General features: G+C 71.9%; 12 protein-coding genes. 7 read left to right on the top strand and 5 right to left on the bottom strand.

Annotated elements, in window-relative coordinates; genetic code table 11:
- Window positions 1–137 precede the first annotated feature (137 nt).
- Window positions 138–1,304 carry an iron-containing alcohol dehydrogenase gene (locus ACLQ29_RS24215; RefSeq protein ID WP_425773760.1) on the top strand — a complete coding sequence of 389 codons (1,167 nt, stop codon included), beginning with the start codon at window positions 138–140 and terminating at the stop codon, window positions 1,302–1,304.
- A 60-nt stretch (window positions 1,305–1,364) separates the two neighbouring features.
- On the opposite strand, the gene ACLQ29_RS24210 is transcribed toward ACLQ29_RS24215, so the two are convergent.
- The 5 genes from ACLQ29_RS24210 to ACLQ29_RS24190 form a co-directional block, all read right to left on the bottom strand.
- Complete coding sequence (locus ACLQ29_RS24210; RefSeq protein WP_425773759.1) at window positions 1,365–2,123, bottom strand: dienelactone hydrolase family protein; 759 nt, start codon at window positions 2,121–2,123, stop codon at window positions 1,365–1,367.
- Between the two features lie 60 nt (window positions 2,124–2,183).
- Complete coding sequence (locus ACLQ29_RS24205) at window positions 2,184–2,645, bottom strand: SRPBCC family protein (protein ID WP_425773758.1); 462 nt, start codon at window positions 2,643–2,645, stop codon at window positions 2,184–2,186.
- Between the two features lie 220 nt (window positions 2,646–2,865).
- Complete coding sequence (locus ACLQ29_RS24200) at window positions 2,866–3,798, bottom strand: acyltransferase family protein (protein WP_425773757.1); 933 nt, start codon at window positions 3,796–3,798, stop codon at window positions 2,866–2,868.
- A 96-nt stretch (window positions 3,799–3,894) separates the two neighbouring features.
- Window positions 3,895–4,596, bottom strand: coding sequence for an HAD family hydrolase (locus tag ACLQ29_RS24195; protein WP_425773756.1), 702 nt, complete (start codon window positions 4,594–4,596; stop codon window positions 3,895–3,897).
- Between the two features lie 3 nt (window positions 4,597–4,599).
- Entirely contained in the window at window positions 4,600–5,742 is a 1,143-nt protein-coding gene (locus ACLQ29_RS24190) for a hypothetical protein (protein WP_425773755.1), read from the bottom strand.
- A gap of 258 nt (window positions 5,743–6,000) precedes the next feature.
- Here ACLQ29_RS24190 and ACLQ29_RS24185 point away from each other — a divergent pair, with 258 nt between their 5' ends.
- Genes ACLQ29_RS24185 through ACLQ29_RS24160 form a run of 6 tightly spaced genes read left to right on the top strand, consistent with a single transcriptional unit; the run spans window position 6,001 to window position 15,027 of the window.
- On the top strand, window positions 6,001–7,605 hold the full coding sequence (locus tag ACLQ29_RS24185; protein WP_425773754.1) for a condensation domain-containing protein: 1,605 nt from the start codon (window positions 6,001–6,003) through the stop codon (window positions 7,603–7,605).
- Window positions 7,605–9,428 carry an amino acid adenylation domain-containing protein gene (locus ACLQ29_RS24180; RefSeq protein ID WP_425773753.1) on the top strand — a complete coding sequence of 608 codons (1,824 nt, stop codon included), beginning with the start codon at window positions 7,605–7,607 and terminating at the stop codon, window positions 9,426–9,428. Before ACLQ29_RS24185 ends, ACLQ29_RS24180 begins: the two co-directional genes overlap by 1 nt.
- A complete protein-coding gene (locus ACLQ29_RS24175; RefSeq protein ID WP_425773752.1) occupies window positions 9,425–10,651 on the top strand; it encodes an MFS transporter in 1,227 nt (408 codons plus the stop codon). Before ACLQ29_RS24180 ends, ACLQ29_RS24175 begins: the two co-directional genes overlap by 4 nt.
- Window positions 10,648–12,963: a non-ribosomal peptide synthetase gene (locus ACLQ29_RS24170; RefSeq protein ID WP_425773751.1), complete on the top strand. Its 2,316-nt coding sequence runs from the start codon at window positions 10,648–10,650 to the stop codon at window positions 12,961–12,963. Before ACLQ29_RS24175 ends, ACLQ29_RS24170 begins: the two co-directional genes overlap by 4 nt.
- On the top strand, window positions 12,956–14,242 hold the full coding sequence (locus ACLQ29_RS24165; protein ID WP_425773750.1) for an ATP-grasp domain-containing protein: 1,287 nt from the start codon (window positions 12,956–12,958) through the stop codon (window positions 14,240–14,242). Before ACLQ29_RS24170 ends, ACLQ29_RS24165 begins: the two co-directional genes overlap by 8 nt.
- A gap of 50 nt (window positions 14,243–14,292) precedes the next feature.
- The gene (locus ACLQ29_RS24160; RefSeq protein ID WP_425773749.1) at window positions 14,293–15,027 is read left to right on the top strand and encodes a thioesterase II family protein; all 735 of its coding nucleotides are present in this window, start codon (window positions 14,293–14,295) and stop codon (window positions 15,025–15,027) included.
- Window positions 15,028–15,105: the final 78 nt, after the last annotated feature.

Raw genomic sequence — 15,105 nt, 5'->3', positions numbered from 1 at the left:
CGGGGTCTCGCAGGTGACCTGGACGTCCGCCCCGCACATCGCCGCCGACGTTCCGGAGAGGCACCGACATGCTTGAGACCGTCCGCGGACCACGCCAGCTGATAGTGGGCGAAGGGGTCGCGCAGAACATCCCACGAGTGGTGGCCGAGAGTGGCTCGCGCGTCCTCATCGTGACCGACCAGGTTCTCCTGGGGCAGCCAGGCGTGGCCGAGATCGTGGCCGCCGTGCGGGAAAAGGTCGGAGTCGTCGAGGTGTTCTCCGACGCGACCTCGGACGTGCCACTCGCCGACGTCGCCCTGGCCGTCTCGGCCGCCGCCGAGGTGGACGCGGACGTGATCCTCGCCGTCGGCGGTGGCACGGTGATCGACCTCGCCAAAATCGTCGGCGTCATCAGACGCCACGGTGGGTCGCCGCGCGACTTCTACGGCGAGTCGAAGGTGCCGGGGCCGACGATTCCTCTCGTCGCGGTCCCGACGACGTCAGGCACCGGCTCCGAGCTCACGCCCGTCTCGGTGTTGACCGACCCGGACCGTGAGCTGAAGGTGGGGGTTTCCAGCGTCCACATCGTGCCCGACTTCGCCATCGTCGACCCCGAGCTCACCTACACCTGCCCGGCGACGGTCACCGCTCACTCCGGCATCGACGCGTTCTGTCACGCGGTGGAGAGCTACACCGCGCGACCCCGGGCCCACGGGCCACGCGACCCGGTGGAGCAGGTGTTCCTCGGCCGCAACTCGATCACCGACCACTACGCGCTCCTGGCCGCGGAGCGGATCGCCCGTAGCCTGCGTCGTGCGGTCCGGGACGGAGGCGACACGGATGCGCGCGCGGACATGTCCTACGGGTCGATGCTCGCCGGGCTCGCCTTCTCCCACGCGGGCAACGCGGCCCCGCACGCTCTCCAGTACCCCATCGGCGCGGCCACGCACACGCCGCACGGCCTGGGCGTCGGGCTGCTCCTGCCCTACGCGCTGGACGCGGCCAGGGATGCCATCAGCGACCGGTTGGCCATCCTCGCCGGGGTGTGCGGGCTCGACGTGGCCGACGCCTCGGATGCCGAGGCCGCGGAGACGTTCCTCACCTGGCTCGACGGGCTCCTTGCCGACATCGGCATCCCTCCCACCCTGGCGGACATCGGCGTGGCACGCGCCGACCTCCCGCGCTTCGCGGAGATGGCCAGTGGCGTCACCCGCCTGATCCAGAACCACCCGGGCCCGAGCGACACCGCCAGCCTGACCGCGATCCTCGAAGCGGCCTGGGCCGGGGACCGGACCCGACGTCCCGACGTCGCGCAGAGACAGTGACCGGCCCTTCCCCGACGACGGACTTCCTGCCCCACCCCCGACGTCGCAGCCCTCCTCGGGTCACCGCGCGCCGATGCTCTCGCCGAACACGTCGAGAACCGCCAGCCACGCCCGCGCGGCGTGGGCGGCGTGGTAGCCGACGCCGGGCACGGTGGGGCTGAGGTGGCCGGTGCCTCCGGTAGGCGACCCGTCCGGCCGAGCCGGAGCGGCCCAGAAGGCGTGTTTGGCGCCGCCGTAGATGTGTGCCCGCCAATCGACGCCAGCGTCCTGGAGCGCGCCGCCGAACGTGAGAAGTTGAGCGGGGGTACAGAGCGGATCTTCGGAACCCGTGGCGAGCAGGAAGACCCCGTCGGCATTCGTCCAGTCCTCGGCGCGCGCGTCTGGTAGGCCGGGGTGGATGACGGCGAGCGCTGTGAAGGACAGCCCTCTCCTGGCGAGTTCCAGCACGATTCGACCGCCGGCCCCGTACCCGAGCGCGGCGAGTTGGGTGTGGTCAGCGCCGGGTTCGGCGAGTAGCACGTCGAGCGCGGCCCGGCCGATGGTCAGCATGCGGTCCGGGTCGGCCATCAGCGGCAGGACCCGATCCAGCATCGCCTGTGGCTCGCCGAAGAAGGTCCGGCCGCCGTGGTAGTCCATCGCGAAGGTCAGGTAGCCGTGTTCGGCGAGGTCGTCCGCTCGGCTGCGTTGATAGTCGTCGAGACCCACTCCGTCGTGTCCGAGGAGCACGGCCGGCCAGGGCCCACCGCTCGCTGGCCGCGACAGGTGACCGACCATCGTCATGCCGTCGACGTCATACGTGACCTGCCGCGTCGCAATCATGAGATCGAGCCTAACCACGCTGTGTGCCTTCTGGACGGCGTCGCCGCCCCGAGCGCTGGCTCACGTCTCGACGTGGGCTGCGAGGTTGGCCAGGGAGGAGTTCAGACCGGCGGCGTGGTCGGCGGCGGAGATGCCGGCTGGGACGTCCTCCGCTCGGAACTCCACTCGTGTGCCGTGCTCCACTGCCGTGACCTCCCACGTCATCGTCATGGTGCCGGCCTGGGCCGGATCGTCGGAGACAAAGGTGACGGCCTGTACCACGCGGGCATCAGGGACGACGTCAACGAACTCCGCCTCGACGATGTCCGAGTCTGTGGTGGTCTTGCCTCGCGCGGTCGAAGCGTCGGCATAGGTAAGCACAAGGCGGTAGGACCCGCCCGGACGCGCGTCGAACCGCTCGAATCGGCCGCTCATGCCGTCGGGTGGCAACCATGTTGTCAACGCCTCGGGATCGACGAGGGCCGCGTAGACGCGGTCGAGCGGAGCCGCAATCACCCGGGAAGCCTTGTCTGTCCGACCCATGAGCCGATTTTACAAGTGCGGTGGGTGTCCCGGATCGTGTGCGGTTTCGCCAGGCATCAAGGACGGCGCTGCTCGCACGGGGGGACGAGCAGCGCCGTCCCGTTGACGGTACTCCACGTCAGGTTTCGCCGCCGCCCCGCCGCGGCACCGACCTGGCGACGGCCGAGGTGTTGCTGGCGCCCGCCTCGCGGCTACCCCGGGGCCCTCTGTTCGATCCACTTCAGGATTTCGGCCGGCCTTGGGCGCGCATCTGAGCGAAGCTCGACCGCAGATTTCGACCTATCCAGCGGGCCACCGGCCGTTCCCACAGCCGGTAGACCAGGTAGGCGAGTAACAGGGGCCCGCCGAGGGTCACCGCCAGCATCTGGTACGGCCCGAGGACAAATAACGTCTCGCGGGCTATGGTCGCGCCGATCACGTCGTGCAGCAGGTAGAGCGGGTACGTCAGCGCGCCGAAAAGGACGAGGCCACGCCAGCGGATCCAGTCGAACCAGCCGCATGCCACACCGATCATCACGACGTAGATCGCGACCAGGGCGAGGGTCGCGTTTGTACTGTTGATCAGGTCGCCGCGTTGGCTGCGGGCATCGGTCTCCTCGATCACCGACTGCGCCCCGAGAGCAAACGTCACCGCCAGCGTCATCCAGAGCATCAGGTTCCGGCCGAACCGGCGCATGAGGTAGAGCACGATCCCCGCGACGAAGAACGGGGCGTAGGTCGGCACGAGGACCGTGGACAGCAGCGCGCTGTGCGAGGCCTGGGCATAGAACGAGGCAACCGTCCACACCAGGCAGAACGCGACTACGCGCTTGTAGGTGAGGCCGGCCACGACGAGACCGAGGAAGAGGACGTAGAACGTCACCTCGATCACCAGGGTCCAGTACACCGGGTCGATGTGCTCCTGGCCCAGGTGGAATTGGTACATCGTGAGGTTGGCCAGGAGTCGGCGCACGGTGACGGGGTGCGCGTTGGGGTCCGGGTCGGGCCAGAGTGTCAGCACGGCGGCGGTGAGCAGCACGGCCAGGACGTACGCGGGCATGAGGCGGGTCACCCGCGACATGAAGAACTGGGTCGGGCCGCGCCCCCACGAGGACGCTTTCATCGTCGTGAAGGACGGCAGTCTAACCAGCGATGCGCTGGCACCGGATCTCACCGTCTGCGGCGGTGACCGGCGAGAAAGGGGCTGCCGCGACGGCACGCAGACCAACGAACGCGAACCGGACTCGATTCGCCTACTGCCGTCGCCGTACTATGCGCGATCCGGAATTGGTTTTTCGGCCTGCGGAGCGAAATGCCACAGGTCTCCGGATTCGGTCGCCGCCGCCGTGGCGAGGCCGAACATGTCCGGAAGTCTGCGGACGCCGGGGATGTCAGGATCGGCCGGATCAGGTCGGGGGCGGTACCACAGGACCCGCATTCCCGCCGTCGCGGCGGCGACCACCCCCACCATGCTGTCCTCGATCACCAGGGCGTCGGCGGGCTCGACCGCCACCGACTCGGCGGCGACGCGATAGAGCCCCGGATCGGGTTTCCACACCCCGATTTCGTACGCCGAGAAATGCGCCTCGGGGAAGTAACCGTCGAGTCCCGTCATCCGGAGCCGGTCGCCGATCATCTCCAGCGGCGAATTCGACACGACGTACTTCGGCACGGTGATGGCACGCAGCGCCGACTCGACCCCCGGCACCGCCTGCATCCGACCGGCGACCAGTTCCGCACACCGGGCCCGCACCACACCGACCGGGTCCGCCGGCATCGGCCGCGTCGCGTACTCGGTCAGATAGTCGACACTTTCCGCGATGCGGCGTCCGGTGAACATCAGCTCGGCATCCGCCGCGGTGATGGGTGCGCCGACCAGATCGGCGAGATACAGCAGGGCGTCGTTCTCGGCTCCCTGGCTGTCGACGAGCACCCCGTCCAGATCGAAGAGGACGACCTTCGGCCCGGCCATCGTTCACCGCACCCGGTCGGCGAAGGCGTCGTACCTGACCGCCAGCTCACGGGCGAGCGGCAGGCTGTCCTCGACGACCATCTCCGGACAGTGGTAGCCGAACAGTTGCTGCATGATCGACATGTTCTCCTTGGCGAAGACGATCCGGCCGCCGGGGTGGATGCCGTCGATGCCGTCGATGCGCTGGCACTCCTCGTTGACGGCGACGGCTGCCGCCTCGGTCATCCCGGCCGGCAGGTCGAGCCGGATGCCGCCGGCCGAGACCAGGACCGGATAGCCGCCGGTGCGACCCTGCGGCCCCGGCGCGTGCAGTCGCCGCTCCTCGACGCCGGACAGGGCCCGGATCACCTGCAGCGCCGAAGCCGCGGTGAGCTGCTGACCGTGTGTCCCGCCCTGCCGTTTCAGCTCCCCGGTCAGGCGGGCGAACATCCGCTCCGGCTCGGGTGCGAGCACCTCGCCGGTGTCCCTGTCGGACACCTCGATCGCGAACGGGACACCCTGCGCCTCGCCGAAGCGGTGCACGTGGTGGCTGAAGTAGTGGTGGGCGACCAGGCGTACGGTCAGCCCGGCCGGGTCGCGGCCCAGCTCGCCGGCGGCCGCGAAGGTGAGCGCGGGGACGATGTTGCCCACATTGCCGATGCCGATGTGCGGTGCCATCCCGATCGACGCCAGCGCGGGACCGACCGCGTCCGGGTAGGCGGTGTTGACCGTGACCGCGGCTGAGTCGGCCCGGCTGCGCGCGAGCATCAGGTGGTGGTTGAGCGCCAGGTGCATGGGCAGCCACGGTCCGAGCTGCGCCTCGTCGACCTCGCGGAAGACCTCCGCCGGCAGGTCGAGGATGGCCCGGGCGGCCTGCAGGGAGGCGGCGTTGACGATGACGTCGGGCGCGATCCGGTCGATCTGCTCGGCGGTGCGGTCGATGTCCTCCAGGTCGATCGCGGCGGAGCCGACCGAGGTGAACACGCCCAGGTTCGCCGCTGTGTACCGGGCCAGATTGGCGTGCCGCAGCGCGGTCTCGGCCGAGCGCGCGGCCACCACCACCTCGTACGGCGAGCCGGGCTCGGCGATCAGCATGTGCAGCAGTCGTCGGCCCAGGTCACCCAGGCCGATGATCAGGACTCGGGTCTTTCCAGCGTCGCGATTCATCGTCGAGGAATCCTCCGGGTGGGGTGGCCTGCGGAATCGTGGAAATGGACCGGTAACGCGGGCCTAGATTAACCGCCCCGGGCAATCCGCGTTGCTCCCCCGCCGCCATGATGATCAATCACAGAGGGCGACAATGATCAATGGATAAATAGTCGTCCAGAGATCCTTGCCGAATTAATTTTCATCCTCTATATGTGGCTTGACCGCCGGTTTGAGCTGTGCGAGTGTCCACATCGTCCGGGCCACGGGGGGAGCGATATGGCCGACACGCTGCCGCCTGTCTCCAGGTACCTGCTGGAGGAGGTCGGCGCCATCTGGGACGCGTCACCGACGGCGGCCGGCCCCGACGGCGCGGCCCGACTCGCCGCCCGGATCAACTCCCTCTTCACGATCGATCTCACGGCGGACGACCTGCTGGGCAAGCGCTCGGTCGCCGAGGTCTGCGCCGTCGTCCAGGCCGCCCTGGCCGGTCCCCCGCCCGCGTCCGGCGAGCCGACGGCGACCGCCGCCAACGACCATCCCCTGTCGTCCGCCCAGCAGCGGATCTGGTTCGTGCAGCAGCTCGCCGACGACGCGGTGCCCTACAACGTGCCGGTCCGGCTCGAACTCGCCGGCCCGGTCGACGAGGACGCCCTGCGGGCGGCGCTCGCCGACGTCTGGGCAGCGTACGAGATCCTGCGCACGACCTATCCCGTCACGGCCGGGATTCCGCTGGCCAGGGTCGGCGCACCGGATGCGCCGCCGCCGCTGCCGTCGATCGACCTGTCCGCCGAGGCGGATCCCGCCGCGGCCCTCGACCGCCTCGCGACCCAGCAGGCGGCGATCCCCTTCCGGCTGGAGCAGGAGCCACCCGTACGGCTCGCGCTGGCGCGCCGCAGCCGGGACCGGCTCGTGCTGGTCGCGACGCTCCACCACATCGCCGTCGACTGGGTGACGGTGAACAAGCTGGTCCGCGACCTGGGCGAAAGGTATTCGGCCCGGGTGCGCGGCGATGCCGCGGCCTCCGGCGGCGCCCACCCGGCGTACGGCGACGTGGCCCGGTGGGAATCGTCACCCGACGGGTCCGCGGCGATGGACCGCGCTGTCACGGCCCGGGCCGCCGCGCTCGCCGGTGTCCCCCCGGTCCGGTTGCCGACGGATCGGCCACGCCCTCGCCTGGCACGGTTCGTCGGCTCGGCGGTCCACGACCGCCTGGAGCCCGCCGCGGTCGGTGCGGTGCGGCGGCTCGCCGGGCGGTGCCGGGTCACCCCGTTCGCGATCCTGCTGGCGGCGTTCGTCGTCGTGCTCGGCCGGGCCGGCCGGCAGCCGGAGTTCACGGTCGCCACACCGGCGTCCGGCCGGGTCCGCGCGCAGTGGCAGGAGATCGTCGGTTGCTTCGTGAACGTGGTGCCGGTCGTCGTCCGGCCCGACGCCACAGCGACAGCCGCCGCGCTTGTCGCCCAGGTCGGCGAGGCGACGTGGGAAGCCCTGGACGCGCAGGACGCGCCGTTCGACCGGCTGGTGCGGGCGTCCGGGCAGGTGGCCCCGGTCCTCTTCTCGTACCAACCGAACTCGCCGCTCGTCGCCTTCCACGGTCTGGCCGACACCGCGCCCGAGTTCTCCAGCCCGCCCGGGTCGGCCAAGTACGACCTGAGCCTGTACGCGATCGGCCGAGGTCCCGGAATGCGGCTTGAGCTGGAGTACGACACCGACGTCTACGAGCGGGAGACCGCGGTGGCGGTGCTGGACACCTACACGGAAGCCCTGCACGCGCTCGTCCGCGATCCGGACGCGCTTGTCGACCTGTCCGCGCCGAGCGGCTTCGAGGGTGCCATCCGGCGAACCCGGCAACGCGCCGGCGGCCTCGACCAGGGGGCGTCCTGATGACCGCGTTGACGCCGGGGCTGCGGGCCTGCCTGCACGATCTGTTCGCGGAGCAGGCCGCGGCCCACCCGGACGCCGTCGCGGTGACGCACGCCGGTCGCCACCGCACCTATCGAGAGCTCGACAAGCGGGCGAACGCGCTGGCCCACCGGCTGCGCGCGGAGGGTGTGGGCCCGGGCGTCCTGGTCGCCGTCCGACTGCGCCGGACGCCGGAAGCGGTGGTCGCGCTGCTGGGGGTGGTCAAGGCCGGTGGCGCGTACGTTCCACTCGACCCCGCCCACCCGGCTGACCGGCACGCCTTCGTCTGCGCCGACTCGGGTGCCCGGCTGCTGGTCACGGACCAGCCGGCGGAGCATCCGTCCGGCCTGCCGGTCGTCGACATCGCCGCGATCGGCCCGGGCGTCGACACGGCGCCGGAGGGGACGGGCGCCGAGGCCGGCGACCTGGCGTACCTGATCTACACGAGCGGCTCGACCGGCCGGCCCAAGGGCGTGCAGGTGGAGCACGCGAACGTCGTCGCCCTGCTCGCCAGCACCGGCACCCGGTTCGGGTTCACACGCGACGACGTGTGGACGTTGTTCGCCTCGCTGGCGTTCGACGTGTCGGTGTGGGAGATGTGGGGCGCCCTCCTGCACGGCGCGCGGCTCGTGATCGTCGACGAGGACGACCGCCGCTCACCGGCAGCGCTGCACGACCTGCTGCGCCGGGAGAACGTCACGGTCCTGAATCTCACGCCCGCCGCCTTCCGTCAGTTGTCGCGCCACGAGGAGGACACCGACGCGGCGGCGCTGCCCGCCCTGCGCCGGGTGATCTTCGCCGGTGAGTCGCTGACGCCGGCGATGCTGCGGCCCTGGCTGCAACGGCACGGGGACGAGCAGCCACTGCTCGTCAACATGTACGGCATCACCGAGACCACTGTGCACTCGACGTGGCGGCGGATGACCACGGCCGACCTGGCCGAGCCCGACGCCAGCCTGATCGGTCTGCCGCTGGCGGGCTGGACGGCCGTGGTCCTGGACGAGGCCGGCCAGCCGGCGCCCACCGGTACGCCCGGCGAGCTGTACGTCGGCGGGGCCGGGGTGGCCCGCGGCTACGCCGGACGGCCCGATCTCACCCGGGCCCGGTTCGTGACCGGGCCGCCGGAATGGGGCGGCCGTCTGTATCGCTCGGGTGACAGCTGTCTCATCCGTCCGGACGGCGAACTGCAGTATCTGGGCCGCCTCGACCACCAGGTGAAACTCCGCGGGCACCGGATCGAGCTCGGCGAGATCGACGCGGCCCTCGGCGACCATCCCGCCGTACACGAAGCGGTGACAGTCCTCGACGAGCGTGCCGAGCAGGACGCGCGGCTCGTCGCGTACGTCGTCCTCGGCGCCGCCGCGGCGCCGGACGAGCTGCGCGCCCACCTGGCCCGGTCGCTGCCGGACTACATGCTGCCCGCCGTCTTCGTGACGCTGGATCGGCTGCCGCTGACCGGGAACGGCAAGGTGGACCGCGCGGCCCTGCCGGAGCCGGGCACCGAACGCCCGGCCCTGTCGGCCCCGCTGGTCCAGCCGCGGACCCGGGTGCAGCAGCAGCTCGCCGAGATCTGGGCCGAGGTGCTCGGCGTCGCCGAGGTCGGTCTCGACGACGACTTCTTCGACCTGGGCGGGCACTCGATGCTCGCCACCCGTGCCGTCGCGTTGGCCCGGGAGCGCTACGGGCTCGCCGTATCGCTGCGCTCGCTGTTCGACGCGCCGACCGTCGGCCTGCTCGCCGGGCTGCTCGACGAAGACCCCGTACCGGCCCTGTCCCCGAGTGCTCCCGTGGAGTCGAGAACGTGAGAGAACTGCTGCGCGACAAGGTCTACCTCCGCTACTGGCTGGCCGTGGTCGTCTCCTATCTGGGTGACGGCATCGTGAAGGTCACCGTGGTCTACGTGGCCGCCACCCTGACCGACGCCCCGGCGCTGTTCATCGCCGCGGTGGTGATCGCCCAGCTGGTGCCCTCCGGGATCCTCGGCACCTTCATCGGGCCGCTGGTGGACCGGATGTCGCCGCGCAACCTGCTCGTCGGGGCCGACCTGGCCCGGGTCGCGATCGTGCTGGCGATGATCCCGGCGTCACACCACGCGGCCCTGCTCCTCGTCCTGATCTTCCTGGAGGGCCTGGGCAAGGCGGTCTTCGAGACGGCCCGGATGGCGGCCATCCCGAAGGTCGTCGGCAACCACAGCCTCCCGGCGGCGATCGGGCTGTTCCAGAGCACGGTCCAGACGCTCAACCTGGTCGGGCCGCTGATCGGCGGCCTGCTCATCGCGACGACAGGCGTACGGTGGTCGTTCATCATCGACGCCGCCACGTTCGTCGTCAGCGCGCTCCTGCTCGGCAACCTGGCCGTGCTGCGAAACGCGTCGGTGGTGGCCACGCCGGCCGGGCAGTACTGGCAGTCGCTGCGCGACGGCATCCGCCGCGCGCTCGGCATTCCGACGCTGCGGATCGTGGCCTGGATGATGGTGCCGGCGATGATCGCGTTCGGCGTGTTCACCACAAACGTGAACACCCAGCTACTCGTCGCGTTCGGGCTGGGCGCCTTCGACTTCGGCCTGGCCACGGCGATGCTCGGGGCAGGCGCGATCCTCGGCGCCTTCTTCGGGCCGGTGCTCGTCAAACGCGTTCCGCTGGCCGATCTGCTCGCCGCCGCGGTGGCCCTGTTCGCCGTGTCGCTGGTGCTGCTCTGGCCGATCGACCACTTCCGGTTCGGCGGCCTGGCGGTGATCTGCGCCTGGTGCGCGCTCGCCGGGATGGGCATGAGCCTGGTCCAGGTGCCGGTCGCGAACATCCTGCTGCGCGACCTGCCCGACGATCTGCGCGGGCGCGGGATCGCGCTGCTCAACGCCCTGATGGTCAACTTCACGATCATCGGCGTGCTGCTCGGCGGCGCGGCCGCCAACTGGCTCGGCATCGCCGCGTCGATCATCGTCACCGGGGTGATCCTGATCGTGCCCGCGATCGCGTTGACCCGCACGACCCGCAGGATCGACAGGCAGCCCGCCCGGGCAGCGTCATGAGCGCCACCGTCGGAGTGCCGGTGACGGCCGACGCCCCGACCGTGGTGGCCGCCTGGGCGATAGTCCTCGGCGCGCTGCGCCGCGGCGGCACGGTGCGGCCGGCCGTGACTGTCGACGGGACGAGCCGGGTGATCGAGGCCGACCTGGACGCCCTCGGCACCGGAGCCGATCTCGTCGCGGCGTGTGCGGCGGGCGGCACGGACGCGGCCGACGCGGCCGACGACGTCGCGCTGGTCATCGAGCAGGGGCAGGCCGGGCTGAGCGCCAGGTCCGGGTCGGTCGGCCCGGTCCAGGCCGCGTTGCTGGCGGGCCTTGTCGCCCGTACGGCGGAGCGCATCGCCGCCGATCCGTCGGTGCCGTTGACGCGGCTCCGGGCGTTCACCGGGGAGGACACCGGCCCGCCCGAGGTGTGGCGCAGGGCCGCCGGGCAGGCGACGGACGCGCCGAGCCCCCGGCACGAGATCGTTCGGGAATGGGCACGTCGGGAGCCCGACCGGCTCGCGGTCGTCCACGGTTCGCGCCGGCTCACCTACGGCGACCTCGACGAGCGGGCCGACACGCTTGCCGACCGGCTGGTCGCGTACGGCGTGGGACCGGACGTCGCGGTCGCGGTGTGCCTGCCGCCGGGTTTCGAACTCGTCGTCGCCCAGCTGGCCGTGCTCAAGGCGGGCGGGTGTTACCTGCCGGTCGATCCGGGCTATCCCGCGGCCCGGATCGCCTTCCTGCTCGACGACGCCGACGCCCGCGTGGTGCTGGCCACCCCGGACGCCACGGTTCCCGCCGACCGCCCGGTGATCCACCTCGGCCCGGAGCCGATCGCGGCCGGTCCCACCGACGGTCCGGTGACCCACCGCGACCCGGAGCCGAGCGCGGGCGGCTGGGCCCCCGCCCCGGAGCAGGCGGTGGCCGGGGCGCGGCTCGGATACCTGCTCTACACCTCGGGCTCCGTCGGCGAGCCGAAGTGTGTGGCCGTGCCGGAGGCGGCCGTCGGCCGGCTGCTGGACGCCGTCGGCCGGCTGGTGCGGGTGCGGCCCGGGGACGCCGTCCTGGTCAGCTCGTCCGCCGCCTTCGACATCTCCACGGTGGAGATCTATCTGCCGCTGCTCAACGGCGGCCACCTGGTGATCGCCGACCGCGATCAGGTCCGCGCGCCGGACGAGCTGGCCCGGCTGATCGACAGGCACCGGGTACGGCTGGTGCAGGCCACCCCGTCGGCCTGGTGGGAGCTGGCCGAGGCGCTGGCGCCGGGCGGCCGCCGGGAGTGGCTGCAGGTCGTCGCGGCGGGCGAACCGCTGACGCCGGCGCTGGCCGGCCGGCTGCTGGCCGTCGCGGGCAGGGTCTTCAACGGGTACGGCCCTACGGAGACCACCATCTACTCGACCGTTGCGGAGATCACCACGGCCGACGAGGTCACCGTCGGTGAGCCGGTCGACGGAACGGTCCTGCACGTCGTCGACGAGCACGACCGGCCCCTACCGGCCGGCGTGCCGGGTGAGCTGCTGATCGGCGGGACGAACGTGGCACGCGGCTATCTACGCCGGCCGGAGTTGACCGCCGATCGGTTCGTACCGGACCGCTGGGGACACGAGGCGACGCCGTCCACCGTGTACCGCACGGGTGATCTGGCCTGGTGGGCGCCGGACGGTCGGCTGCGCCTGCTGGGCCGGATCGACGCTCAGGTGAAGGTTCGCGGCTACCGGATCGAGCCGGGCGAGGTGCAGGCCCGGTTGAACGAGCACCCGGACATCGTGGCGTCGGTGGTCCGGGCCCGCGAGTTCGGCCCCGGCGACACCCGGCTGGTCGCCTTCGTCGTCACCGCCGGGGACAAGCCGATGCCCCTCGGCGAGCTGCGGGAGTGGTGTGCGGTCACGCTGCCCGGCCATCTCGTGCCGACGGTCTGCCTGCGGCTGCCCGCGCTTCCGCTGACCGGCAGCGGCAAGATCGACGACCGGTCGCTGCCCGGCCCGGCGGAGATCCTCGCCTGGCCGCCGGACGACGCCGCATCGGCGACCTCCGACCTGACCCGGCCCCGGACGGCTGCCGAGCGGGCCGTGGCCCGGATCTGGCAGAAGGCGCTGTGGGCCGACGACCTCGACGTGCACGACGACTTCTTCGCGATGGGCGGCGACTCGCTGCTGGCCACCCAGGTCACCCGGGAGCTGCAGAGCGAGTTTCTGCTCACGGTGCCGATCCAGGCGATCTTCCGGTTCCCGACCGTCGCGCGGTTGGCCGCCGCCATCGTCGACGGCCGGGCGGCCGGCGAGGTCGATGTCAGCGTGCGGGCCGAGCCGTCGGAGGCGCGTCGTGGCTGACCGTTCGACACTCGTGGTCGTCTACGACCGCGGCAGCCTGTCACCGACCCGGCTGGCCGAGGTGGCCGCGTGCAACGAGGCCGAGTTGCTGTTCGTGGTGGGCGCCGAGGCGGCGACCGGAACGCCGATCCCCGCGGCCGCGGCACACGCCGAGGAGATGATGCCGGCGCTGCGCATGTGCGGGGAGGTCGTGACCGGCGTGCCGGGCCGGCTGGACGAGCTGCTCACCGCGATCGACGCGCACCAGCCGGCCGGCATCGTCACCTTCAGCGAGTTCCAGCTGGCGCCGACGGCCCGGCTGGCCGCCCGGCTCGGTCTTCCGCACCACGCCCTCGACGACATCCCGGCCATCACCCTCAAGGACGCGCAGCGGCAACGGTTCGCCGAACGCGGCGTCGACGCGCTGCGCGCCGAGGTGGTCACGGCGCCCGGCCAGCTGGAGGCGGCCCTGGAGAAGGTCGGCCTTCCCGCCGTGGTCAAGCCGGTGTGGGGCGCGTCCAGCCGGAACACCCGCGCCGTGCACACGGCGGCCGAGGCGCACGCCTTCGTCGCCGGGCTCCTCGCCGGCACCGGCCCCGGGGTTCCGGAGAGCGCGCTGATCCTCGAGGAGCTGCTCGTCGGCCGGCCCACGCCGGCGCCGTGGGGCGACTACATGGCCGTCGACTGCGCCGTCCGGCAGGGCCGCGCCGAGGCGCTGTTCACCTCCAGCAAGTTCACGCTTGCCGAGCCGTTCCGGGAGCGCGGCGCGTACGGCACCCGGTCCGTGGTGGAGCCGGCACTCGTCGCCGAGGTCGAGGCGCTCGCCTGCCGGGCGGTCGAGGCGCTCGGTGTCACCACCGGCATCGCCGACGTCGAGATCAAGCTGACCCCGGACGGGCCGCGGGTGATCGAGGTGAACGGCCGGCTCGGCGCCTGGGTCGACGACCTCGCCGTACGGTCCGAGTCGGCGGTCCCGGCCGAGGTGGCCGTACGCGCCGCGCTCGGCCTGCCGTTCGACGGACGCCGCGAGGCCGTGCCGGACAACCCGATCGCCTTCCACTACCTGCTCGTCCCGCCCGTCGGGGTGACGGAGGTGCGGGCCATCCACGGCGTGCCGGCCCTGCGCCGGGTCCCGCACGCCGACCGGGTGACGGTGCTGACCAGCCCGGGCAGTCCGGCCGGCTGGGAACTCGGCGCCACCGTCAACGCGGCCGCCGTATCCGGCACGGTGGCGACCCACGACGAGCTCGCCGAAACGGTCGCGGCCCTGGAGGAGGTGCCGTGGATAACGTACGGGTGACAGCACAGTCCCGGTCGGATTCGCCGTGGCTGCGGCCGATTGTCCGGCCGGTGACGACGGGTCAGCTGATCATGCTGCCGCACGCGGGTGGCAGCGCCCACGCGTACCGGGACTGGGCTTCGATTCTGCCGGCCGAGTTCGCGCTGTCGGCAGTCGAGTACCCCGGCTACGGCTCCCGGATCAGCGAAGAGCCGATCGACGACCCGGCCGTCATGATCTCCGAGCTGGCCGGGCTGCTGGCCGAGGTACGGGCGCAGCTGGACGGCAGGCTTCTGATCCTCGGCGGGCACAGCCTCGGCGCGATACTGGCCTACGAGGTGGCCCTGGTGCTACAGGCGGCCGGCCGGCCGGTCGACGCGCTGCTGCTGTCCGGCTCGGTGCCGGCCCATCAGGGCCACCTCGTGCCCGATCTCAGCGTGCTGAGCGACGCCGCCCTCGCCGCCGCGCTGGGCGCCGACGGCGACATTCCCGCCGCCGTCCTCGACGACGCCGACGCGCGTTCCTTCTATCTCCCGTTGGTTCGGCGAGGGCTGGCCTTCGCCCGCCGGACATCCGCGGTCGCGGCCACGAGATCGGCCGGCCGGGAGCGGGTGCATGCGCCGGTGGTCGTGCTCGGCGGCACTGCCGACAGGCGCTGCCCGGCGTCCGCGCTCGGGTCGTGGGCCGACGTCGTGGACGGCCCGCTGGAGATCGCCCTGCTGCCCGGCGGCCACTTCTTCCATCGTGGACAGTTGGGCGAGGTCGGCCGGTTGCTCACCGGCCTGATCACGCGGGTCGGGGGCTGACCGTGGCCGTTCAGCCGGCTTCGTTCATCGTCTCCCCACAAACGCCGCAGTGGTCTCCAAGGTCGCACAACCATTCCG

The sequence above is a fragment of the Micromonospora sp. DT228 genome, from assembly GCF_049841595.1.
GTDB lineage: Bacteria > Actinomycetota > Actinomycetes > Mycobacteriales > Micromonosporaceae > Micromonospora.
Note: the sequence above shows the minus strand (reverse complement) of the source record. Positions and strands in the feature narration are given on the sequence as shown.

Coding starts and splice junctions, on each gene's coding strand:
- ACLQ29_RS24205 (WP_425773758.1), bottom strand. CDS start 2,645: ATGGGTCGGACAGACAAGGCTTCCCGGGTGATTGCGGCTCCGCTCGAC.
- ACLQ29_RS24210 (WP_425773759.1), bottom strand. CDS start 2,123: ATGATTGCGACGCGGCAGGTCACGTATGACGTCGACGGCATGACGATG.
- ACLQ29_RS24190 (WP_425773755.1), bottom strand. CDS start 5,742: ATGAATCGCGACGCTGGAAAGACCCGAGTCCTGATCATCGGCCTGGGT.
- ACLQ29_RS24180 (WP_425773753.1), top strand. CDS start 7,605: ATGACCGCGTTGACGCCGGGGCTGCGGGCCTGCCTGCACGATCTGTTC.
- ACLQ29_RS24195 (WP_425773756.1), bottom strand. CDS start 4,596: ATGGCCGGGCCGAAGGTCGTCCTCTTCGATCTGGACGGGGTGCTCGTC.
- ACLQ29_RS24185 (WP_425773754.1), top strand. CDS start 6,001: ATGGCCGACACGCTGCCGCCTGTCTCCAGGTACCTGCTGGAGGAGGTC.
- ACLQ29_RS24170 (WP_425773751.1), top strand. CDS start 10,648: ATGAGCGCCACCGTCGGAGTGCCGGTGACGGCCGACGCCCCGACCGTG.